The 20,264-nt window shown below is 65.2% G+C and carries 19 protein-coding genes; 14 read left to right on the forward strand and 5 right to left on the reverse strand.

Features of this window, described 5'->3' with window-relative positions:
* Window positions 1-108: 108 nt before the first annotated feature.
* The 6 genes from AC5STI_RS15855 (at window position 109) to AC5STI_RS15880 (ending at window position 8,630) form a co-directional block, all read left to right on the forward strand.
* Window positions 109-1,125, forward strand: coding sequence for a DNA-directed RNA polymerase subunit alpha (locus tag AC5STI_RS15855; RefSeq protein WP_475049322.1), 1,017 nt, complete (start codon window positions 109-111; stop codon window positions 1,123-1,125).
* 136 nt (window positions 1,126-1,261) lie between these two features.
* Entirely contained in the window at window positions 1,262-1,690 is a 429-nt protein-coding gene (gene rplQ, locus AC5STI_RS15860) for a 50S ribosomal protein L17 (RefSeq protein WP_065268162.1), read from the forward strand.
* 172 nt (window positions 1,691-1,862) lie between these two features.
* Window positions 1,863-4,292 (forward strand): CHASE3 domain-containing protein, encoded by a 2,430-nt coding sequence (locus AC5STI_RS15865; RefSeq protein ID WP_495447321.1) that lies wholly within the window; start codon window positions 1,863-1,865, stop codon window positions 4,290-4,292.
* Window positions 4,293-4,573: 281 nt separating this feature from the next.
* Window positions 4,574-5,653, forward strand: coding sequence for a 3-deoxy-7-phosphoheptulonate synthase (locus tag AC5STI_RS15870; protein ID WP_495447322.1), 1,080 nt, complete (start codon window positions 4,574-4,576; stop codon window positions 5,651-5,653).
* 263 nt (window positions 5,654-5,916) lie between these two features.
* On the forward strand, window positions 5,917-7,308 hold the full coding sequence (locus tag AC5STI_RS15875) for a trypsin-like peptidase domain-containing protein (RefSeq protein ID WP_495447323.1): 1,392 nt from the start codon (window positions 5,917-5,919) through the stop codon (window positions 7,306-7,308).
* Window positions 7,308-8,630, forward strand: a complete 1,323-nt coding sequence (locus AC5STI_RS15880; protein ID WP_495447324.1) for a replication-associated recombination protein A — start codon at window positions 7,308-7,310, stop codon at window positions 8,628-8,630. Before AC5STI_RS15875 ends, AC5STI_RS15880 begins: the two co-directional genes overlap by 1 nt.
* Window positions 8,631-8,699: 69 nt before the next feature.
* Here AC5STI_RS15880 and AC5STI_RS15885 read toward each other — a convergent pair whose 3' ends face one another.
* Complete coding sequence (locus AC5STI_RS15885) at window positions 8,700-9,740, reverse strand: serine hydrolase domain-containing protein (protein ID WP_495447325.1); 1,041 nt, start codon at window positions 9,738-9,740, stop codon at window positions 8,700-8,702.
* Window positions 9,741-9,859: 119 nt separating this feature from the next.
* On the opposite strand from AC5STI_RS15885, the gene crcB reads away from it, so the two are divergent.
* The 8 genes from crcB to AC5STI_RS15925 all read left to right on the forward strand — a co-directional run bounded on the left by crcB (window position 9,860) and on the right by AC5STI_RS15925 (window position 17,369).
* Window positions 9,860-10,240, forward strand: coding sequence for a fluoride efflux transporter CrcB (gene crcB, locus AC5STI_RS15890; RefSeq protein WP_475049334.1), 381 nt, complete (start codon window positions 9,860-9,862; stop codon window positions 10,238-10,240).
* Complete coding sequence (locus AC5STI_RS15895) at window positions 10,237-11,283, forward strand: RluA family pseudouridine synthase (protein ID WP_490398847.1); 1,047 nt, start codon at window positions 10,237-10,239, stop codon at window positions 11,281-11,283. The genes crcB and AC5STI_RS15895 overlap by 4 nt, the downstream gene beginning before the upstream one ends.
* Window positions 11,280-11,948, forward strand: a complete 669-nt coding sequence (locus AC5STI_RS15900; RefSeq protein ID WP_495447326.1) for an HAD family hydrolase — start codon at window positions 11,280-11,282, stop codon at window positions 11,946-11,948. Before AC5STI_RS15895 ends, AC5STI_RS15900 begins: the two co-directional genes overlap by 4 nt.
* Window positions 11,949-11,951: 3 nt before the next feature.
* Window positions 11,952-12,656, forward strand: coding sequence for an ATP12 family chaperone protein (locus tag AC5STI_RS15905; RefSeq protein ID WP_495447327.1), 705 nt, complete (start codon window positions 11,952-11,954; stop codon window positions 12,654-12,656).
* Window positions 12,657-12,887: 231 nt separating this feature from the next.
* Window positions 12,888-13,904 carry an amino acid ABC transporter substrate-binding protein gene (locus tag AC5STI_RS15910; protein ID WP_475049341.1) on the forward strand — a complete coding sequence of 339 codons (1,017 nt, stop codon included), beginning with the start codon at window positions 12,888-12,890 and terminating at the stop codon, window positions 13,902-13,904.
* Between the two features lie 126 nt (window positions 13,905-14,030).
* The gene (locus AC5STI_RS15915; RefSeq protein ID WP_475049344.1) at window positions 14,031-15,263 is read left to right on the forward strand and encodes an amino acid ABC transporter permease; all 1,233 of its coding nucleotides are present in this window, start codon (window positions 14,031-14,033) and stop codon (window positions 15,261-15,263) included.
* A gap of 3 nt (window positions 15,264-15,266) precedes the next feature.
* Window positions 15,267-16,565, forward strand: a complete 1,299-nt coding sequence (locus AC5STI_RS15920; protein ID WP_495447328.1) for an amino acid ABC transporter permease — start codon at window positions 15,267-15,269, stop codon at window positions 16,563-16,565.
* Window positions 16,566-16,577: 12 nt separating this feature from the next.
* Window positions 16,578-17,369, forward strand: a complete 792-nt coding sequence (locus tag AC5STI_RS15925) for an amino acid ABC transporter ATP-binding protein (protein WP_475049347.1) — start codon at window positions 16,578-16,580, stop codon at window positions 17,367-17,369.
* An 88-nt stretch (window positions 17,370-17,457) separates the two neighbouring features.
* On the opposite strand, the gene AC5STI_RS15930 is transcribed toward AC5STI_RS15925, so the two are convergent.
* The 4 genes from AC5STI_RS15930 to AC5STI_RS15945 form a co-directional block, all read right to left on the reverse strand.
* Window positions 17,458-17,910: a DUF411 domain-containing protein gene (locus tag AC5STI_RS15930; protein ID WP_495447329.1), complete on the reverse strand. Its 453-nt coding sequence runs from the start codon at window positions 17,908-17,910 to the stop codon at window positions 17,458-17,460.
* 108 nt (window positions 17,911-18,018) lie between these two features.
* Window positions 18,019-18,516 carry a SixA phosphatase family protein gene (locus AC5STI_RS15935; RefSeq protein ID WP_475049351.1) on the reverse strand — a complete coding sequence of 166 codons (498 nt, stop codon included), beginning with the start codon at window positions 18,514-18,516 and terminating at the stop codon, window positions 18,019-18,021.
* Window positions 18,513-19,214, reverse strand: coding sequence for a ferredoxin (locus tag AC5STI_RS15940; protein ID WP_495447330.1), 702 nt, complete (start codon window positions 19,212-19,214; stop codon window positions 18,513-18,515). Before AC5STI_RS15940 ends, AC5STI_RS15935 begins: the two co-directional genes overlap by 4 nt.
* A 107-nt stretch (window positions 19,215-19,321) precedes the next feature.
* Window positions 19,322-20,116, reverse strand: a complete 795-nt coding sequence (locus AC5STI_RS15945) for a sterol desaturase family protein (protein ID WP_495447775.1) — start codon at window positions 20,114-20,116, stop codon at window positions 19,322-19,324.
* Window positions 20,117-20,264: the final 148 nt, after the last annotated feature.

Consider the following 20,264-nt stretch of genomic DNA (forward strand, 5'->3'; position numbering starts at 1 on the left):
AAATTCTGCTGGGGCCCCGCTTGATTCGCAGGGCCCCAGTGCGTCATTTAAACCTCGGGCGTCCTTGGCCTTCCGGACATGGGGCAGGGACAGGAATGGAGGGAACGCATGATCCACAAAAACTGGGCAGAGCTGATCAAGCCGGCACAGCTGGAAGTGAAGCCGGGCAACGATCCTGCACGCCAGGCAACCGTTGTTGCAGAGCCGCTGGAACGCGGTTTCGGCCTGACCCTGGGCAACGCGCTGCGCCGCGTGCTGATGAGCTCGCTGCAAGGCGCCGCCATCACCAGCGTGCAGATCGACAACGTCCTGCACGAGTTTTCCAGCGTCGCCGGTGTGCGTGAAGACGTCACCGACATCATCCTGAACCTCAAGCAGGTTTCCCTGCGCATGGAAGTCGAAGGCCCCAAGCGCCTGTCGATCAATGCCAAGGGCCCGGCAGTCGTCACCGCAGGCGACATTGCTGAGACCGCCGGCATCGAGGTTCTGAACCGCGATCACGTGATCTGCCACCTGGACGATGGCGCCGACCTGTTCATGGAACTGACCGTGAACACCGGCAAGGGCTATGTCTCGGCAGAGAAGAACAAGCCGGAAGACGCACCGATCGGCCTGATCCCGATCGACGCGATCTATTCGCCGGTCAAGAAGGTCTCCTATGACGTTCAGCCGACCCGTGAGGGCCAGGTTCTGGACTATGACAAGCTGACCATGAAGGTGGAAACCGACGGCTCCATCACCCCCGATGACGCCGTAGCCTTTGCCGCCCGCATCCTGCAGGACCAGCTGTCGATCTTCGTCAACTTCGACGAGCCGGAATCGGCCGGCCGCCAGGACGAGGACGACGGTCTCGAGTTCAACCCGCTTCTGCTCAAGAAAGTGGACGAGCTGGAACTGTCGGTGCGTTCGGCAAACTGCCTGAAGAACGACAACATCGTCTATATCGGCGACCTGATCCAGAAGACCGAAGCGGAGATGCTGCGCACCCCGAACTTCGGCCGCAAGTCGCTGAACGAGATCAAGGAAGTGCTGTCGGGCATGGGCCTGCACCTCGGCATGGATGTCGAGGACTGGCCGCCGGACAACATCGAAGATCTGGCCAAGAAGTTCGAAGACAGCTTCTAAGGTTTTCGAGGAGGGCTCCGGCCCTCCTCTTCAATGCCCGGGCCTGCCGGGGACGACATGGGCACCTGCCCCAAGGAGAGCAGCTGACACGCATCAGCCGCCTGACAAAGCAAAACGCAAGATAAGGAACTGAAAAATGCGTCACGCACGTGGTTACCGCCGCCTGAACCGTACTCATGAGCACCGCAAGGCCCTGTTCTCCAACATGGCCGGCTCGCTGATCGAGCACGAGCAGATCAAGACCACCCTGCCCAAGGCAAAAGAACTGCGCCCGATCGTTGAAAAACTGATCACCCTGGCGAAACGCGGCGACCTGCACGCCCGCCGTCAGGCCGCAGCCAAGCTGAAAGAGGACAAGGACGTCGCGAAGCTGTTCGAGGTTCTGGGCCCGCGCTACAAGGACCGTCAGGGCGGCTATGTCCGTGTCCTGAAGGCCGGCTTCCGCTACGGCGACATGGCTCCGATGGCCATCATCGAGTTCGTCGACCGCGACGTTTCCGCCAAGGGTGCTGCCGACAAGGCCCGCCTGGAAGCAGAAGAAGCAGCTGCTGAAGCAGACGAATAAGACGCGCTGACCCTTAGGGTTCGGCTATCTGGCCCCCGCTCCGCCCGGAGCGGGGGTTTTTCGTTACGCGACGACAATCTCTGGATGTTTAGAATTCACATTCTAATTGAAAGAGTATGGTAATTTTATTCTGATTTCACTGCCGCATCTCTTTAGAACCGGATCGGATGTGATGAAAAAGAATAAAACCTCCGCGGCCAGGCGGTTCTCACTGGCAAATCTCAGTACCAAAGCGAAAATTGTTTCGGTGGCCCTGTTTCCCCTGCTGCTGGTGCTTGGCGTCGGCGTCTTGGCTGTTGTGGACCTGGGCCGCATGGAAAAGACCTCCAAGGCGGTTGATCACACCGGCAAGATCCTGAGCGAGGCGCAGTCGCTGGCCGTGGCCGCCCTGGACATGGAGGCCGGGCTGCGCGGCTACCTGCTGGCCGGACGGGAGGAGTTTCTGGAACCCTATGAGGCTGGCCAGACCGACCTGGCCCGGGCGCTGACGGCGCTGAATTCTCTGGCGGCGGATGATCCCCAAATGATGGCGGACCTGCAGGAGGCGGAGCAGATCCTGACCGGCTGGCAGGAGAACGTGGCCGCTGGCGCCATCGAACTGCGCCGGGAAATCGGCGACGCCATGAGCATGAACGACATGGCGGATGCGGTGAAGGAATCCAAGGGCCGGATCCTGTTTGATGAGTTCCGCGCCGAAGTCGGCAAGATCATCGCGGACGAGGAAGTGGAGCTGGCCAACCGCCGCAACATTTTCTCCTCGCTGGTCAATGCGGGGATTGCCGATCCGGACTATCTGAGCGCCTCCCTGGACGAAGTGGAGAAGGCCCATGAGGTGATCAGCACCGCCAAGGACCTGCTGGCCGCCGCCGTCGACATGGAAACCGGCGTGCGCGGCTTCCTTCTGGCAGGCGACCGGGCGTTTCTGGACCCTTATATGGAAGGCAACGAGCGCTTCAACGAGATCATGGCCGATCTGCGCGTGGCCTTCACGGACAAGCTGATGCAGACCAACCGGCTGAACACGGTGGCAGAGATCATCGGCAACTGGCGCAATGACGTGGTGGTGCCGATGCTGCAGCTGCGCCGGGTGATCGGCAGCGCGGCCACAATGGACGACATGGCCGACCGGGTCGCCGAGGGGCAGGGCAAGGCGTATTTCGACCGGTTCCGCGAAAGCCTGGCCTCGCTGCAGGCCCGCGGCGCTGAGACCATGGCCGCCCGCCGCGCCGCCAGCGACGACATCGCAGCCCAGACCCGGATGATGATTCCCGCCGCAATCGGCGCGGCTATTCTGATTGGCGCGGTTATGGCGCTGGTCACCAGCTCCGGCATCGCCTCCGGCATCCGCCGTATCGTGGTGTCGATGCGCGGCCTGGCCGAGGGCAACAACGCGGTGGAGATCCACGGCCAGCACCGCGGTGACGAAGTCGGCGACATGGCCCGCGCGCTGGAGAAGTTCCGCGACGAGCTGGTGCGGATGCAAGAAGCGGAGAAGCAGAAGGCGGAAAGCAAGGACGCTGAACTGGCGGGCGTGGTGCAGGAGCTGAGCGAGCGCCTGTCGCGCCTGTCGCACGGCGACCTGACCATCCGTATCGAGGAGGCGTTCCCGGAGGAATACGAGCAGCTTCGGGCGGACTTCAACGGCTCCATCGACAACCTCACCGCCACCGTGCAGGAGGTGATCGGCGCTTCGGCCAGCATCCGCAACGGCGCGGCTGAGATCAGCCAGGCCTCCGACGACCTGTCGCACCGCACCGAAAGCCAGGCCGCAACCCTGGAGGAAACGGCTGCCGCCATCGACGAGCTGACCGCCAGCGTGCGCTCGGCAGCCGAAGGCGCGCGCAACGTGGAGACCACCGTGCGGGAGGCCCGCCAGGAGGCCGAAAGCAGCGGCGAGGTGGTGCAGGACGCGGTGACCGCGATGAGCGGCATCGAGGACAGCTCCAACAAGATCTCGCAGATCATTTCGGTGATCGACGACATCGCCTTCCAGACCAACCTGCTGGCGCTGAATGCCGGTGTCGAGGCTGCCCGCGCGGGCGAGGCGGGCCGCGGCTTTGCGGTGGTCGCATCGGAGGTGCGCGCCCTGGCGCAGCGGTCCTCGGATGCGGCGATGGAGATCAAGACCCTGATCGGCGACAGCTCGCGCCAGGTGGCGGAAGGCGTCGATCTGGTCGGCCGCGCCGGCCAGGCGCTGCAGTCCATCGTGGGTCAGGTCACCCATATCTCCAGCCTGGTGTCGGAGATCGCCGAAGGGGCGGAGGAGCAGTCCACCGGCCTCAACGAGATCAACACCGGGGTCACCCAGCTGGACCAGGTGACCCAGCAGAACGCCGCGATGGTGGAAGAGGCCACCGCGGCCGGCCACATCCTGAACACCGACGCCTCCAAGCTGTCGGAACTGGTCTCCCGCTTCCAGGTGGCCGACGGCAGCACCGTTCCGGCGGCCCCGGAAACCCTGGCAGCCCAGGCAGAGCCGGCCCTGGCGCCCACCGCCCACGGCGGCGGCGACTGGGAGATCGAGGCCAGCCCGGCACCGGCGGCCGCCGCAGCGCCCGCGGCAGACGGCAATGCTGCGCGGGATCTCTGGCAGGACTTCTGATCCGCCTGCGATGCCATGCACTGGCCCTCCTGCGCGGAGGGCCATTTGCCATTTACCGGGGTGACAGGGGGGCGAATCTCCGCTAGCGTCCGGCCCATGACCCGCACCTATGCCGCATTCTGGTATTTCTTTTATCCGCGCCACATGGCGGACGGAGGGGTCAGCGCATTCTGAGTTAGGACATCGGAACGCACCAGGATACCACCCAACCGCCCGCAGCCCGCAGGCGGTTTATTTGTATCCGCCGCAGCGCCCAGGGCCCCCGCCAAGGAAGCAGACCCATGACACCCCAGACCGAAAACCTCCGCATTACCGGCATGCAGGAACTGATCTCGCCCGAGGATCTTGCCGCGCAGCTGCCCGCGACGGCAGCGGCCACCGGTACCGTGCTGGCCAGCCGCACCGCGATCCAGGACGTGCTGCACGGCCGCGATGACCGGGTGATTGCCGTCGTCGGCCCCTGTTCGGTCCATGACCCCAAGGCGGCGATGGAATACGCCGAACGGCTGGCACCGCTGCGCGCGCGGCTGGCGGGTGAACTGGAGATCGTGATGCGGGTCTACTTCGAGAAACCCCGCACCATCTCGGGCTGGAAAGGGCTGATCAACGACCCCGGCCTCGACGGCTCCTTCCGCATCAACGAAGGGCTGGGCCTGGCGCGCCGCCTGTGCCTGGACATCAACGCGCTTGGCCTGCCGGTCGGGACTGAGTTCCTGGACACCGCGGTGCCGCAGTACATCTCCGACCTGGTAGCCTGGGCCGCCATCGGCGCCCGCACCACCGAAAGCCAGATCCACCGCGAGATGGCGTCGGGTCTCAGCTGCCCGGTCGGCTTCAAGAACGGCACCCGCGGCAATGTGCAGATCGCGGTGGACGCGGTGCGCTCGGCGGCGCATCCGCATCATTTCATGGCGCTGGCCAAATCCGGCCGCGCGGCGATCGCGGCGACCAGCGGCAACCCGGACGGCCACCTGATCCTGCGCGGCGGCGGCGGCACCAACTATGACGCGGCCTCGGTCGATGCGGCCTGCAAGCTGGCGGAGAAGGACGGCATCCGCGGCCATGTGATGATCGACGCCAGCCACGCAAACAGCGGCAAGGATCCGATGCGCCAGCCCGCGGTGCTGCGCGATGTGGCGGGCCAGATCGCTTCCGGGGAGGACCGCATCACCGGGGTGATGGTGGAAAGCCACCTGGTGGCGGGCCGCCAGGACCTGGGCAAGGGGGAGCTGACCTACGGCCAGTCGGTCACCGACGGCTGCCTTGGCTGGGAGGACACCGTGGCAGAGCTGGAGCATCTGGCCGCAGCCGTGGCCAAACGCCGCGAGACTGCCGTGCAAGGGCGGCTGGCGGAGGCCTGAAGTCTGCCAAGGGGACGCGCCTAGCGGCGCGTGCCTCCGGCGGGAGTATTTGGGGAAAGATGAAGGGCCGGGGCCTTTTTTCGTCCGCCTGCTTCATCTGGCCCCAAATATCCCGGGGTGAATTGGCCGTGAGGCCAAGAGGGGCAGCGCCCCTCTTCTTCTCGGTCTGCGGGGCAGCGCCCCTCCGCCCCCGTGGGCGGTCCCGTCTTGCAATCCGCGCCCGCACTCCGCATATCCTTCGGGCAACATCTGCTGGAGCCCCCATGATCCGTCCCGCGCTGACTGCCCTTGCCATCGTTCTTGCCCTGCCTGCCGCCGCCGAAACACGGGTGCCGCAGAGCCAGGCGGAGATTGCGCTGGGGTTTGCGCCGCTGGTCAAGGAGTCGGCGCCTGCGGTGGTCAACATCTATGCCAAGTTGGTGCGCCAGGTGCAGCAGCGCCGCCGCTCGCCGTTCATGAACGATCCGTTCTTCGATGATTTCTTCCGCGGCTTTGCCGAGCCGCAGCCGCGGGTGGAGAACTCTTTGGGGTCCGGCGTGATCCTGTCGGCGGATGGCATCGTGGTGTCGAACTACCATGTCGTCGGCAGCGCCACCGAGATCCGCGTGGTGACCAATGACCGGCGCGAGTACAATGCCCGGGTGATCCTGGGCGACAAGGCCAGCGACCTGGCGATTCTGCAGCTGGAAGAGGCCGCGGACCTGCCGTACCTGGAACTGCGCGACAGCGATCAGGTCGAAGTGGGCGAGCTGGCGCTGGCGATCGGCAACCCGTTCGGGGTCGGGCAGACCGTCAGCAGCGGCATCATCTCAGGCCTCGCGCGCACCGGCATGGGGGCGGGCGACGGCTTTGGCTACTACATCCAGACCGACGCGCCGATCAACCCTGGCAACTCCGGCGGCGCGCTGATTGACGTCAATGGCGATCTCATCGGCATCAACACACGCATCCTGTCCCGCTCCGGCGGCTCCAACGGCATCGGCTTTGCCATTCCGGCCAACCTGGTGGCGGAGTTCGTCAATCAGGCCCGCAGCGGCGCGGAAGAGTTCCAGCGCCCCTGGGCCGGCATGGCGGGCCAGCCGGTGGATGCGGACCTTGCGGCCTCTCTGGGGATGGATGTGCCGGAGGGCATGGTGGTTTCCGACCTGCACCGCGACAGCCCCTTTGCCAAGGCGGGGTTCAAGGTGGGCGACGTGATCACCCATGTGGACGGGGAGGTGGTGAATTCGCCGTCCGAGATGGTGTTCCGCATGTCGGTGGCGGGGCTTGGCGACATGTCCGTTATCACCCGCCTGCGCGGCGGTGAGCGGCAGGAGATCGAGGTGCCGATGATCGTGGCCCCCGACCAGCCGCCCGCCAACCCGGTGCAGCTGGATGACAAGACCGCGCTGCCCGGGCTGACCGTGGCGCGTATCAATCCGCAGGTGATCGCCCGCCTCGGCCTGCCGTTGTCGGCGGAGGGCGTGGTGGTCACAGACCCCGGCCCCTATGCCGGGCGCGGCGGTGTGCAGGCGGGCGACCTGCTGCTGGCGGTCAATGGCCAGCAGGTGGCCAGCACCGACGACGTCTATGCAATCCTCGCGGGCAGCGGCCGCTGGATCCAGCTGGATCTGAACCGGCGCGGCCGCCACATGGCGCTGAGGTTCCGGCTCTGATGGCAGATCTTTTCGGCAGCCCCGCAACCGCGGACAGCGATCCGCAGCAGCCCGCGCCCAACCGGCCGCTGGCCGACCGGCTGCGGCCGCAGTCGCTGGGCGAGGTGATCGGCCAGGCCCAGGTGCTGGGGCCGGAGGCGCCCTTGGGCGTGATGCTGGCCTCGGGCTCCTTGTCGTCGCTGATCTTCTGGGGCCCGCCCGGCGTGGGCAAGACCACCATCGCGCGTTTGCTGGCCAAGGAGACCGACCTGCATTTCGTGCAGATCTCGGCGATCTTCACCGGGGTGCCGGAGCTGCGCAAGGTGTTCGAGGCCGCCAGGATCCGCCGCGAGAACGGCCAGGGCACGCTGTTGTTCGTGGATGAGATCCACCGGTTCAACAAGGCCCAGCAGGACGGCTTCCTGCCGCATATGGAGGATGGCACCATCCTCCTGGTCGGGGCGACGACCGAGAACCCCTCGTTTGAGCTCAATGCCGCTGTGCTCAGCCGCAGCCAGGTGCTGGTGCTGGAGCGGCTGTCGCTTGCCGATCTCGAACGCCTGACCCAGCGCGCCGAGAAGGAGCTGGGCCGCGCCCTGCCGCTGAGTGGCGATGCCCGCGATGCGCTGCATGAGATGGCGGATGGCGATGGGCGGGCACTGCTCAATCTGATCGAGCAGGTCGCCGCCTGGAAGGTGGAGGCGCCCTTGGGGCGCGAGGCGCTGTCGGCCCGGCTGATGCGCCGGGCGGCCAAGTTCGACAAGTCCGGCGACGAGCATTACAACCTGATTTCCGCCCTGCACAAATCCATCCGCGGCTCCGACCCGGATGCGGCGCTTTACTGGCTGGCGCGGATGCTGGAGGGCGGCGAGGACCCGCGGTTTCTGGCCCGGCGGCTGACAATGATGTCGACCGAGGACATCGGCATGGCCGACCCGCAAGCCAACACGGTTTGCCTTAATGCCTGGCAAACCTATGAGCGCCTTGGCAGCCCCGAGGGCGAACTGGCGCTCGCCAATGCCGCGGTCTATCTGGCTCTGGCACCGAAATCCAACGCAGTTTACGTGGGCATCAAGGCGGCGCGGCGGCTGGCCAAACAGACCGGCAGCGCGCCGCCGCCCAAGCACATCCTGAACGCGCCGACCAAGCTGATGGCGGAGCAGGGTTACGGAGACGGCTATGCCTATGACCACGACGCCGAGGACGGCTTCTCCGGCCAGAACTACTTCCCGGACGGGGTGAAGCGGCCGGTGCTGTACCAGCCGGTGGAACGCGGGTTCGAGCGCGAGCTGAAGCGGCGCACGGACTACTTCGCGAACCTCAGGATGAAGCGGAACAAGTGAAGCGGCTTTCCCGCCGGAAAGCCGCTGCCTCCGGCGGGAGTATTTGGAGAAAGATGAAGGGGCCGGCGGCTAGCGCTTCAGATTCGGCAGGACGTGTTCGGTAAGCACCGCGACCGGCACCTGCCAGGCGTCAGGCTGGTTGTAATTGCCCGCCTGGATCACCACCACGGTGCCTGTTTGCCGCCCGATGGTCAGCCGCTGGCCGCCGTTGCCAAAACCCGAAGCCCAGACCGGCGGGTTGCCTTCCGGGGCCAGCCACCACTGGTAGCCATAGCGCAGATCACCGGTATCGGCGTGCGGGGTGAAGCTTTGCTCCAGCCAGGCAGCGGGCACGATTTGCCTGTCCCCGTAGCGGCCGCCGTCAGCGATCATCCCGCCGATCCGGGCCAGGCCCGGGGCCGTCAGCCGCAGGCCGGAGGCGGCGGCGGGTTCGCCGTCCAGCCCGTTTGCCCAGTCCGCCCGGTCAATACCCAGCGGGGCGAACAGGTTTTCGGCTGCAAATTCATCCAGCGCCATGCCGCTGCCGCGGGTGATCAGCTCGCCCAGCAGCGCGGTGGCGCCGCCGGAATAGACCCATTGGGTGCCGGGCGCGGCTGCAACCGGGCGCGACAGCACATAGCGGATCCGGTCGCCGGAACGTTCCATCGCAATCTCGGAGTTCCTGGGGTCGCTGTAGGGCAGGCTTTCGTCCCATGCCAGCCCCAGCTGCATGGTCAGCGCATCCTCAACCGTGATCGCATCGCGTTCCGGGCTGGCGAGACCGGCATGTTCCGGGAACTGCGCCAGCAGCGGGGCCTCGGGCGGCGGCACCAGCCCTTGCGCCAGCGCGATGCCGTAGAGCAGGCTGACAATGCTCTTGCTGACCGAACGCAGGTCGTGCAGCTCCTCCGGGCCGAACTGGCGGTTGCCCAGGGGGGTGCCCCAGCGCTCATCCCGGCCAGTGAAATAGATCTCTGCCAGGGTTTCGCCCTGCCGCTGCACCAGGACGCCGTGCAGGCCGGGCAGTTTGCCCGCGTCGAAGGCGGATTGCAGCGAGTCTTCGATGTCTCCGCCGGAGGCGGCGGTGGCAGCCATGGCAGCAGCCAGGGCCAGCGGGCGCAGCAGGAGCATTATAAAGTCCTTTCCGAAAATCCCTTTGATGTTCCAAGTGGGGCAGGGGGCGGAGCCTTGCAAGCGCTGCAATACGGGGAAAACTTGACATCCCGGCGCACCCGCGCGACAGGACGGGGATGATTTCTTCGGTTTCCATGGTGGCCCTTGGCGGCGCAATCGGGGCGGTGTGCCGCTATCTGGCCGGGCTGGGCATCATCCGGGTCCTGGGGCACCATGACTTTCCGGTGGCGATCCTGACGGTGAACATTCTCGGCTCCTTCCTGATGGGGATGTTCGTGGTGGCGGCGGCCTTGCGGGACCTGACGTGGGCAAGCCCCCTGGTGATGACCGGGCTGATGGGCGGGTTCACCACCTTCTCGGCGTTCTCGCTGGAGACCGCCAACCTGATCGAGCGCGGCGCCTTCGGGCAGGCGGCGCTGTACGTATGTTTGTCCGTGGGCCTGTCGGTCGGCGGTCTGTTTCTGGGCCTGATGGCTGCAAGAGGAGTGTTCGCATGAGCGGCGTTCAGATGATTACCGTCAGCGAAGACGACGGCGGCCAGCGCATTGACCGCTGGCTGCGGCGGCTGTTTCCGCATGTGAACCAGGGCCGCATCGAGAAGATGTGCCGCAAGGGCGAACTGCGGCTCGATGGCGGCCGCGTGAAGGCCAATACCCGCGTCGAGGCGGGGCAGGTGGTGCGGGTGCCGCCGCTTGCGGACAGCGACCTGAAACCGGCCGAGCCGCGCCAGATGCGGGTTTCGGACGCGGATGCCAGGATGATCCAGTCTTGCGTCATCTACCGCGACGACGATGTGATCGTGCTGAACAAGCCCGCAGGGCTGGCGGTGCAGGGCGGCTCCGGCACCACCAAGCATGTGGACGGGCTGGCCGAGGCGCTGAAGTTCGGGCTGGAGGAAAAGCCCAAGCTGGTGCACCGGATCGACAAGGACACTTCCGGCGTGCTGGTGCTGGCGCGCAACCGAAAGGCGGCGCAGGCGCTGACCGCCGCCTTCCGCCACAAGAACACCCGCAAGATTTACTGGGCCTTGGTGGCGGGCGTGCCGACGCCCTACCTGGGCGAGATCAAGAACGGGCTGGTGAAGGCGCCGGGCCACGGCAAGTCCGGCGAGGGCGAGAAGATGATCAACGTGCATCCGCGCGACATCGACGACACGCCGGGCGCCAAGCGCGCGCATACGCTTTATGCCACGCTCTACCGCGTGGCCAGCCGCGCCGCCTGGGTGGCGATGGAGCCGATCACTGGCCGCACCCACCAACTGCGGGCGCATATGTCCGGCATGGGCCACCCGATTGCAGGCGACGGCAAATACGGCGGCTCCGGCCAGGAGAACCTGGGCGACGGCTGGGGCGCGCAGATCGGCGGGGTGATCTCCAAGAAGCTGCATCTGCATGCGCGCCGGATGGTGTTTGAGCATCCGGTCACGCATAAGCAGATCTCAGTGGTGGCGCCGCTGCCGGAGCATATGAAGGAAAGCTGGGACACCTTCGGCTGGACCGAGGACCTGGCAGCCGACGACCCGTTCGAGGATCTGAAGTGAGCTCACCGCTGCGGCTGATCCTGTTTGACGTCGATGGCACGCTGGCGGACAGCCAGGGGGCGATCACCGGCGCGATGGCTGAGGCGTTTCAGGGCGCCGGCCTGGAGGTGCCGCAGCGCGAGGCGATTCTGTCGATCGTCGGGCTGTCGCTGCCGCTGGCAATGCAGGAACTGGCACCGGAGCAGGACGCCGCTACCGTTGACGTGCTGGTGGAGGGCTACAAGTCCTCTTACATGGCCTCCCGCCAGGCTGCGGGCGCAGCGCATTCGCCGCTTTACCCCGGTGCCCGCGAGGCGCTGATGGAACTGCACGCGGTGCCTGAGTATCTGCTGGGCGTGGCCACCGGCAAATCCCAGCGCGGGGTGGAGGCGCTGATCGCGGCGCACGGGCTTGACTGTTTCGTGACCCGGCAGGTGGCCGATCACCACCCGTCCAAGCCGCACCCCTCGATGGTGCTGACGGCGATGGCGGAAACCGGGGTGGCGCGCGAAAGCACCGTGATGATCGGCGACACGCGGTTCGACATTGAGATGGGGCGCGCAGCGGGGGTAACCACCATCGCCGTGCCCTGGGGATACCATCCGGCAGAGACATTGGGCGCCGATTACCTGATCCGCGACTTTGCGGAGCTGCGCCCGCTGCTGGCAGAGATCTGGAAAGGCTAAGAGATGAGCGGCTGGGCACAGAAACGGTTCTGGAAAGAGGTTTCGGTTGCAGAGACCGGTGACGGGTTCGCGGTGGAGCTGGACGGCCGCCGGGTCAAGACACCGGCCAAGGCGCCGCTGGCGGTGCCCACGCGGGCGATGGCCGAGGCTATCGCTGCCGAGTGGGACGCGCAGACCGAATCAGTTGACCCGTCTGCCATGCCCTGCACCCGCTCTGCGAACGCCGCGATTGACAAGGTGACACATCAGCACAGCGAAGTTGCCGCCATGCTGGCCGAATACGGCGATTCCGATCTGCTGTGCTACCGCGCTGACACTCCGGTTGAGTTGACGTCGCGTCAAGCGCGGGAATGGGACCCGGCGCTGGACTGGGCGGCAGAGGCGCTGGGGGTGCGGCTGCAGCCGCGCACCGGCGTGCTGCACCAGCCGCAGGACGCCGCGGCGCTGGCAGCGCTGGCGGACAAGGTTCTTGCCATGAACCCGTTCCAGCTGGCTGCATTCCACGATTTGGTAGGGATTTCCGGCTCTTTGATCCTGGGATTTGCCGCCGCGCACGGCTGGCGCAGCGCCGATGAGATCTGGCTGCTGTCGCGGCTGGACGAGCGCTGGCAGGAAGAGCAGTGGGGCGAGGACGAGGAGGCCGCGGCGGCCGCCGAAGTCAAACGGCAGGAATTTCTGCACGCCAAACGGTTCTTTGATTTTTCCTGAGAGAACAGAAAATTACCATTTCGCCCCGCGAGGAGTAAAATTTTTTACTCCCGGGGCATTTGTGCGCATCGCGCCCATCGAAATTCCTGATCCCGCACTTGACGTTTGTTGATGAATGCGCCCACACTTGGGCGCGAAAAAGGGGTAAACCCTTCTTCGGTCTCATTTCCGGCGGGGGATCGCCGGGTAATAAGAACCGCCGTACAGGCGGACTATCAGGAAGAGGTAAAAATGAAAAAAACCGTATTTTTGGGCGCTCTGACCGTTGCTGGTCTGGCGGCTGGCGCAGCTGCTGCCGGCACGCTGGATGACGTGAAGGCCCGCGGCAAGCTGAACTGCGGCGTCACCACCGGCCTGGTCGGATTTGCGGCCCCGAATGCGAATGGCGAATGGGAAGGCTTTGACGTTGCCGTCTGCCGTGCTGTGGCTGCAGCCGTGCTGGGCGACTCGACCGCTGTTGAATTCGTGCCGACCACCGGCAAGACCCGCTTCACCGCGCTGGCCTCCGGCGAGATCGACATGCTGGCACGCAACACCACCTGGACCTTCTCGCGCGACGTCGACCTGAAGTTCGAATTCGTGGGCGTGAACTACTACGACGGCCAGGGCTTCATGGTCCCGAAAGATCTGGGCGTGTCCTCGGCCAAGGAACTGGACGGCGCCACCGTCTGCATCCAGACCGGCACCACCACCGAGCTGAACCTGGCGGACTTCTTCCGCTCCAACAACATCTCGTATGAGCCGGTTCCGATCGAAACCAACGCCGAAGCGCAGCAGCAGTACCTGGCGGGCGCCTGTGACGTCTACACCACCGACGCCTCCGGCCTGGCCGCAACCCGCGCCACCTTCGACGATCCGTCGGGCCACGTGATCCTGCCGGAAATCATCTCCAAGGAGCCGCTGGGCCCGCTGGTCCGCCATGGCGACCACGAGTGGGGCGACGTTGTCCGCTGGACCCTGATGTCGCTGATCGCGGCTGAAGAGCTGGGCATCACCTCGGCCAACATCAGCGAAATGGCAGCCGGCACCGACAACCCGGAAATCAACCGCCTGCTGGGCAGCGAAGGCACCCTGGGCGAGATGCTGGGCCTGGATGCCACCTGGGCGCAAAAAGCCGTCGCAGCCAACGGCAACTACGGTGAAATCTTTGCCAAGACCATCGGCGAAGACACTCCGGTCGGCCTGGCCCGCGGCCTGAACGCACAGTGGACCGAAGGCGGCCTGCTGTACGCTCCGCCGTTCCGCTAAACATACCACCGGGAGGGGCGCAGGAATTTCCTGCGCCCTTTTCCTATCTGAAAAAAGCTCCGGTCCACTGCGGAGCGGCGATAAACGCCGCCAGGACAAAAAACCGGAGCCAGGGGATCACAATACATGTCAACGCTTACTGACCCGCCGAACGAAGGTTTTCGGCTGTCTATGCTCATTAACGATACGCGCTACCGGTCACTGACCTTCCAGGTGATTGCGGCGATCGTTCTGGCCCTGTGTATCTGGTATCTGGGCAACAACCTGATCCAGAACCTGCGGGCTGCCGGGCTCAATATTTCCTACACCTTCCTTGGCGACTCGGCCGGATACGACATCAACCAGACCCTGGTTGAATACGACAGCCAGTCCAGCCACGCGCGCGCCGCGCTGGTCGGGTTGCTGAACACGCTGCTCGTCGCCTTCCTGGCCTGTATCACTGCAACCGTCTTCGGTGTGATCGCAGGGGTTCTGAGGCTCTCCAACAACTGGCTCGTCTCCAAGCTGATGGCGGTCTACGTGGAGATTTTCCGGAATATCCCGGTGCTGATCTGGATCATCATCATCTTCACCATCATGACGGCAGTGCTGCCGGGGCCGCGGGCGTTCCGGGGCGACGATCCGGCCGCAAGCATGCTGTTCGATGCGTTCGCCTTCACCAACCGCGGGATCTACACGCCGCTGCCCTGGTTCCAGAACGGGATCTTTGCCAGCACCGCGATGAACTGGCTGCTGATCCTGGCCGGTTTTGGCCTGTCCTGGGTGGTGGCGCATCAGATCAACGTCCGGGCCAACCACAAGCAGGAAGCCACCGGTGTCCGTCCCAAAACCCTGCTGCCGATCCTCGCAGCCTGGCTGGTGCCGTTCCTGGCGCTGACACTGATCATGGGGCTGACCTGGGAATACCCTGAGCTGAAGGGGTTTAACTTCAGCGGCGGCATCAAGATTGGCGGCCCGCTGATCGCGCTGTGGTTCGCGCTGTCGATCTACACCGGCGCCTTCATCGCGGAAAACGTCCGCGCGGGCATCCAGGCGGTGTCCAAGGGCCAGACCGAGGCCGCGGCCGCGCTGGGCCTGCGCCCGCGCCGGGTGATGAACCTGGTGGTTCTGCCGCAGGCGCTGCGGGTCATCATCCCGCCGCTGATCTCGCAGTTCCTCAACATCACCAAGAACTCCTCGCTCGCCATCGCCGTGGGCTATGCGGATATCACCGCGACCCTTGGCGGGATCACCCTGAACCAGACCGGCCGCGCCATTGAGTGCGTGCTGCTCCTGATGCTGTTCTACCTGACGGCTTCGCTGGTGATCTCGATGGTGATGAACGTCTACAACGCATCTGTGAAGCTGAAGGAGCGCTGAGACATGAGCGATACACACGCACAAACCGTCGCCTTTGTCCGCGAAACCCAGATCCCGCCGGCCCCGCCGCCGGCGTCGGAAACCGGCGTGGTGAAATGGCTGCGCGAGAACCTGTTCTCCAATGCTGCGAACTCGGCGCTTACCATCGTGGCGCTGGCAGTGATCTACATGGTGCTGCAAAACACCCTGCCGTGGATTCTGAACGGGGTTTGGACCACAAACTCGCTGGCCGAATGCCGTGAAGTGCTGCAAGGCAAGGCCGGGGCCTGTTTCTCGGTGCTGACCGAGCGCTGGAACCAGCTGCTGTACGGCTTCAAGTATCCCACTGACGCCTATTGGCGTCCCAACCTCGCCCTGGTTCTGCTGCTGGGCGCGGCGGCGCCGGTGCTGTTCTTCGATCTGCCGCGCAAGCTGCTGATCTTTACCGCTGTCTACCCGTTCCTGGCATTCTGGCTGATCTGGGGCGGCACGCTGATGGTGCCGGTGGTGGCGCTGCTGGGCTTTGCCGCGGCCGCGGCCGTGTTCCAGAAGTTCGGCAAGAGCAGCTTTGCAATCGGTTTCTTCGGGGCCATCGCAGCGGCGTTTGCGGTCTGGATCATCGGCGGAATGCTGATCCCGGAAGGCGCGTCGGAGAACGCCTGGCTGTCGCCGGTGCCCTCGCGCGATCTGGGCGGCTTCATGCTGAACCTGATGCTGGGCGTGACCTGTGTGTCGCTGTCGCTGCCGCTGGGCATCGCGCTGGCGCTGGGCCGCCAGTCGGACATGCCGCTGATCAAGTGGATGTGCGTCATCTTCATCGAATTCGTGCGCGGCGTGCCGCTGATCACCCTGCTGTTCGTGGCATCGGTGATGCTGGCCTACTTCTTCCCGCCGGAAAGCACGGTCGACCTGTTCCTGCGCGTGGTGATCATGATCACCATGTTCTCCGCGGCCTATATCGCCGAGGTGATCCGCGGCGGTCTCGCTGCGCTTCCCAAGGGGCAGTATGAGGCGGCTGACAGCCTTGGCCTGGATTACCCCCAGGCGATGCGGCTGATCATCCTGCCGCAGGCGCTGAAGATCTCGATCCCGGGCATCGTGAACGTGGCCGTGGGCCTGTTCAAGGACACCACCCTGGTCTCGGTCATCTCGATGTTCGACCTGGTCGGCATGATCCGCGGCCCGATCCTCGCCTCCACTGAGTGGAACGGGGTGTACTGGGAGCTTCTGGGCTTTGCCGCGCTTCTGTTCTTCGTCGTCTGCTACGGCATCTCTCAATATTCACAGTGGCTCGAGCGCCGTCTCGCCACCGATCACCGTTAAGGAGTTCAACACATGTCTGAACTTATGTCCGACCGCGCAATCGACCGCTCCAAAATGCAGGTGAGCGACGAGGTCGCCATCGAAATCTCCGGCATGAACAAGTGGTACGGTTCGTTCCACGTGCTGCGCGACATCAATCTGACCGTCAACCAGGGCGAGCGGATCGTTATCGCGGGCCCGTCGGGCTCCGGCAAGTCCACCCTGATCCGTTGCCTGAACGCGCTGGAAGAGCACCAGCAGGGCAAGATCGTGGTGGATGGCACCGAGCTGTCCAATGACCTCAAGAACATCGACAAGATCCGTTCCGAGGTCGGCATGGTGTTCCAGCACTTCAACCTGTTCCCGCATCTGACGATCCTGGAGAACTGCACCCTGGCGCCGATCTGGGTCCGCAAGACCCCCAAGAAAGAGGCAATCGACCGGGCGATGCATTTCCTGGAGAAGGTCAAGATCCCGGATCAGGCCCACAAGTATCCCGGCCAGCTGTCGGGCGGCCAGCAGCAGCGTGTGGCCATCGCGCGCTCGCTTTGCATGATGCCGCGCATCATGCTGTTCGATGAACCGACATCGGCTCTGGACCCGGAGATGATCAAGGAGGTCCTGGACACCATGATCGAGCTCGCGGAAGAAGGCATGACCATGCTCTGCGTGACCCACGAGATGGGCTTTGCCCGTCAGGTGGCGAACCGGGTGATCTTCATGGATGCGGGCCAGATCGTGGAACAGAACGAGCCGGAGGAGTTCTTCAACAACCCGAAGAGCGACCGCACCAAGCTGTTCCTCAGCCAGATTCTGGGCCACTGACAGCCGTACCCTCGGTGGGCGGAATCGCCCACCCTGCGGGGTTTGGGAAGCCAACAAAGGCCGGGCGCAATGCCCGGCCTTTTTTTGTTCAGGAATGGCTTGCGAAGACTTCGGTGGTGCCGTCCGCCAGGATCAGCAGAGTATCGAACGCCTCGCGCTCATCCCCCATCTCCATCCCGGGCGAGCCGATCGGCATCCCCGGAACGGTCAGCCCGATGGCGGCGGGCTGCTCTGCCAGCAGACGCTTGATATCCCCGGCCGGAACATGGCCTTCGATCACGTAGCCGCCGGCCATTGCGGTGTGGCAGGAGGACAAGTCGCTGGTGATCCCCAGCCGTTCCTTCATCGCCCACAGCTCCTCATCTGCCACATTGCGCACCTCAGTCTGAAAACCGGCGGCGGCCAGGCGGTCGGCCCAGGCAGTGCAGCAGCCGCAGGTTGGCGACTTCATGATGCGGATGGTCTCCGCCGGCGCGGCAAAGCCGGGAAGGGCGGCGAAGGGCAGGGCGGCTGCGGCCAGCAGCAGGGTACGGCGGTGCATGGGTCTTCTCCAGTCCTCGCAAGGCGTGTCTCCGGCCGGAAATATAGGCCTGCCTGCGCAGCTGTGCCAGGGGACTCCCGCGCGGGATGCGCCAGCGTGCCGCAGCCGCTAGTCGCCCAGAAGCTCCCGCGGGACGGCGAAATCTATCGGTTTGCCGGTGCTCCAGCTCAGGTCCTTCCAGCTGCCGATATCGAACTCCGCCACCAGCGTCGCGCCGGTCGGGTAATCGTCAAAGCGGGCATGGTCCGGCGGGGTGGCCACGATGGAATGGGCAAAGGCGGCAATGCCGGGGTTATGGCCAATCAGCATCACGCGGGGATGTTCGGCCTGACTGAGCACCTTGAACAGGATCTCCGAATTGGCGTGGTACAGGCGCTCGGTAAAGGCCGCAGGCACTCCCAGCTCCATAAGCTCATACGTCTCTCGGTTGCGCTGCGCAGAGGAAGCGATCACCTGATCCGGGACGTAGCCGTTGCCGCGCAGCCAGTCGGCAATGGCCGGGGCCGAGCGGCGGCCCCGCTTGTTCAGCGGGCGGGCATGGTCGCTGGGCACATTGGTGTCCCAGGCGGATTTGGCGTGGCGGGTCAGGATCAAAGTGCAGGTCATTGCGGATGAAAATGCCTCATGTGATGTGCGGTTTGGGCGGGGTCCCGGCCGGCGGTGCGGCTCAGCGGGCAGGCCCGGCGGGCAAGGCAGCCGCCGGTCATGCAGCCGGCGCCTGCGCTGGTATCGAGATAGTCGTGGCAGGCCGCCAGATCGTAGGGTCCCCCGTCCGCCAGTGCGGCGGCCGGGCATGCGGCCAGGCAGGGACGGGAGCGGCAGCTGTGGCAGGGTGACTCTGCCAAAGGCGGAGGGGGGATGTCAAATTCCTGTTCAAAGTGAAGGGCCCCCCGCAAGGAGATCAGCATGCCAGCCTGATCATGCACCATCATCTGTGACGGCGATGTGAAAAACCGCCCCGAAGCGAGCGCCCAGTTGATGAAAGGCGTGTAGGGCGGCCCGCCAAAAGGGTAATACGCGCAGCCGCCCAAGGCGTCTGCCAAGGCGCCGATCACCCGCTGCGACCAGCGGTCCACCGGGTCCGGGGCGCCGTCTCTGTACTCCTGGCTGGCAGTGAAGCGGGGCCAGAACGCCGGGGCCGTGCCGAGCAGCACCAGGGTGCCGCCCTCCAGCGCTTTGACGGGCCGGCGCCGCGGATGCAGCGCGCCCTGAACCATGAGGCCGGAGTGCGCGGCTGCCGCGTCTATCTGCGCGTAATCAGGCCCGCCCCGGGCGGGAGCATCTGGCAAGTCGGTCAGGGTCATCTGCGGCATCCGGTCCGGTGGCATGAGGCGAGCCTAGCAGCGTGCAGCGCCCTTCCAGAGTGCAAAATCGTCCTGTAACCGCCTGCCGGCGTCTTCCTGCCTGTGTTTCAGCGGCGGCGGAACGGCAGCAAGAGGCTCCAGCCCAGCCGCGCGGGCCGCCCGTCCTGCCATTGCAGCCCTATGGTCATGCCGTCATGCCCCTGGCCGGGCTGCGCCGTATAGGTGCCAAAGATCCGGTCCCAGACTGACAGGGTAAAGCCGTAGTTGCTGTTATGCTCGTGGCGATGGATCGAATGATGCACCCGGTGCATGTCCGGCGTCACCAGCAGCAGCCGCAGCAGCCGGTCTGCCTTGGGCGGCAGCCGCAGGTTGGCATGATTGAACAGCGCGGTGCCGTTCAGCAGGATCTCAAACAGCACCACCGCCAGGGCCGAGGGCCCCAGCAGATAGACCAGCCCGATCTTCAGCAGCATCGACAGAGCAATCTCTACCGGGTGAAACCGCACCGCGGTGGTCACATCCATGTCGCGGTCGGCGTGATGCACCCGGTGCAGCCGCCACAACAGCGGCACCTTGTGGGTGATCAGATGCTGCAGCCAGATCGCAAAATCCAGCACCAGCACCGCCAGCAGCACTTCCAGCCAGCCGGGCCAGCGGACCGCATTCAGCAGCCCCCAGCCGTGCTCTGCCGCATCCAGCGCTGCCCCGGCCGCCAGCAGCGGCATCCCGAGCGCCAGCGCCCGCAGCGTCAGGACGTTCAGAACGGATATGGTCAGGTTGGCGGGCCAGCGCCGCTGCCGCGGCAGGCACCGGGCGCGCCGCGGCGCCCAGGCCTCTGCCGCTGCAAACAGCGCAAACAGCCCCAGGAAGGCCGCAAGGCGGATCAGGACTTCATGCTCCATGCCTTCAGCGATGCGCATGCAGCCGCAAAAAGCAACTCCGAACACCGCAGCCCACCGCCTGAACCAGGGATCCCCTGTTCATCTGGCTGAAAATATCCCGGGGTGAATTGGCCCAGGGGGCCAAAAAGGGGCAGCGCCCCTCAGTCCC

It is taken from the genome of Leisingera sp. CC-HEC096 (assembly GCF_059429235.1).

What these genes read in the sequence shown, in the direction of transcription:
- AC5STI_RS15855 (WP_475049322.1), top strand. Translation starts at nt 109, where the DNA reads ATGATCCACAAAAACTGGGCAGAGCTGATCAAGCCGGCACAGCTGGAA.
- rplQ (WP_065268162.1), top strand. Translation starts at nt 1,262, where the DNA reads ATGCGTCACGCACGTGGTTACCGCCGCCTGAACCGTACTCATGAGCAC.
- AC5STI_RS15865 (WP_495447321.1), top strand. Translation starts at nt 1,863, where the DNA reads ATGAAAAAGAATAAAACCTCCGCGGCCAGGCGGTTCTCACTGGCAAAT.
- AC5STI_RS15870 (WP_495447322.1), top strand. Translation starts at nt 4,574, where the DNA reads ATGACACCCCAGACCGAAAACCTCCGCATTACCGGCATGCAGGAACTG.
- AC5STI_RS15875 (WP_495447323.1), top strand. Translation starts at nt 5,917, where the DNA reads ATGATCCGTCCCGCGCTGACTGCCCTTGCCATCGTTCTTGCCCTGCCT.
- AC5STI_RS15880 (WP_495447324.1), top strand. Translation starts at nt 7,308, where the DNA reads ATGGCAGATCTTTTCGGCAGCCCCGCAACCGCGGACAGCGATCCGCAG.
- AC5STI_RS15885 (WP_495447325.1), bottom strand. Translation starts at nt 9,740, where the DNA reads ATGCTCCTGCTGCGCCCGCTGGCCCTGGCTGCTGCCATGGCTGCCACC.
- crcB (WP_475049334.1), top strand. Translation starts at nt 9,860, where the DNA reads ATGATTTCTTCGGTTTCCATGGTGGCCCTTGGCGGCGCAATCGGGGCG.
- AC5STI_RS15895 (WP_490398847.1), top strand. Translation starts at nt 10,237, where the DNA reads ATGAGCGGCGTTCAGATGATTACCGTCAGCGAAGACGACGGCGGCCAG.
- AC5STI_RS15905 (WP_495447327.1), top strand. Translation starts at nt 11,952, where the DNA reads ATGAGCGGCTGGGCACAGAAACGGTTCTGGAAAGAGGTTTCGGTTGCA.
- AC5STI_RS15910 (WP_475049341.1), top strand. Translation starts at nt 12,888, where the DNA reads ATGAAAAAAACCGTATTTTTGGGCGCTCTGACCGTTGCTGGTCTGGCG.
- AC5STI_RS15915 (WP_475049344.1), top strand. Translation starts at nt 14,031, where the DNA reads ATGTCAACGCTTACTGACCCGCCGAACGAAGGTTTTCGGCTGTCTATG.
- AC5STI_RS15920 (WP_495447328.1), top strand. Translation starts at nt 15,267, where the DNA reads ATGAGCGATACACACGCACAAACCGTCGCCTTTGTCCGCGAAACCCAG.
- AC5STI_RS15925 (WP_475049347.1), top strand. Translation starts at nt 16,578, where the DNA reads ATGTCTGAACTTATGTCCGACCGCGCAATCGACCGCTCCAAAATGCAG.
- AC5STI_RS15930 (WP_495447329.1), bottom strand. Translation starts at nt 17,910, where the DNA reads ATGCACCGCCGTACCCTGCTGCTGGCCGCAGCCGCCCTGCCCTTCGCC.
- AC5STI_RS15935 (WP_475049351.1), bottom strand. Translation starts at nt 18,516, where the DNA reads ATGACCTGCACTTTGATCCTGACCCGCCACGCCAAATCCGCCTGGGAC.
- AC5STI_RS15940 (WP_495447330.1), bottom strand. Translation starts at nt 19,214, where the DNA reads ATGACCCTGACCGACTTGCCAGATGCTCCCGCCCGGGGCGGGCCTGAT.
- AC5STI_RS15945 (WP_495447775.1), bottom strand. Translation starts at nt 20,116, where the DNA reads ATGGAGCATGAAGTCCTGATCCGCCTTGCGGCCTTCCTGGGGCTGTTT.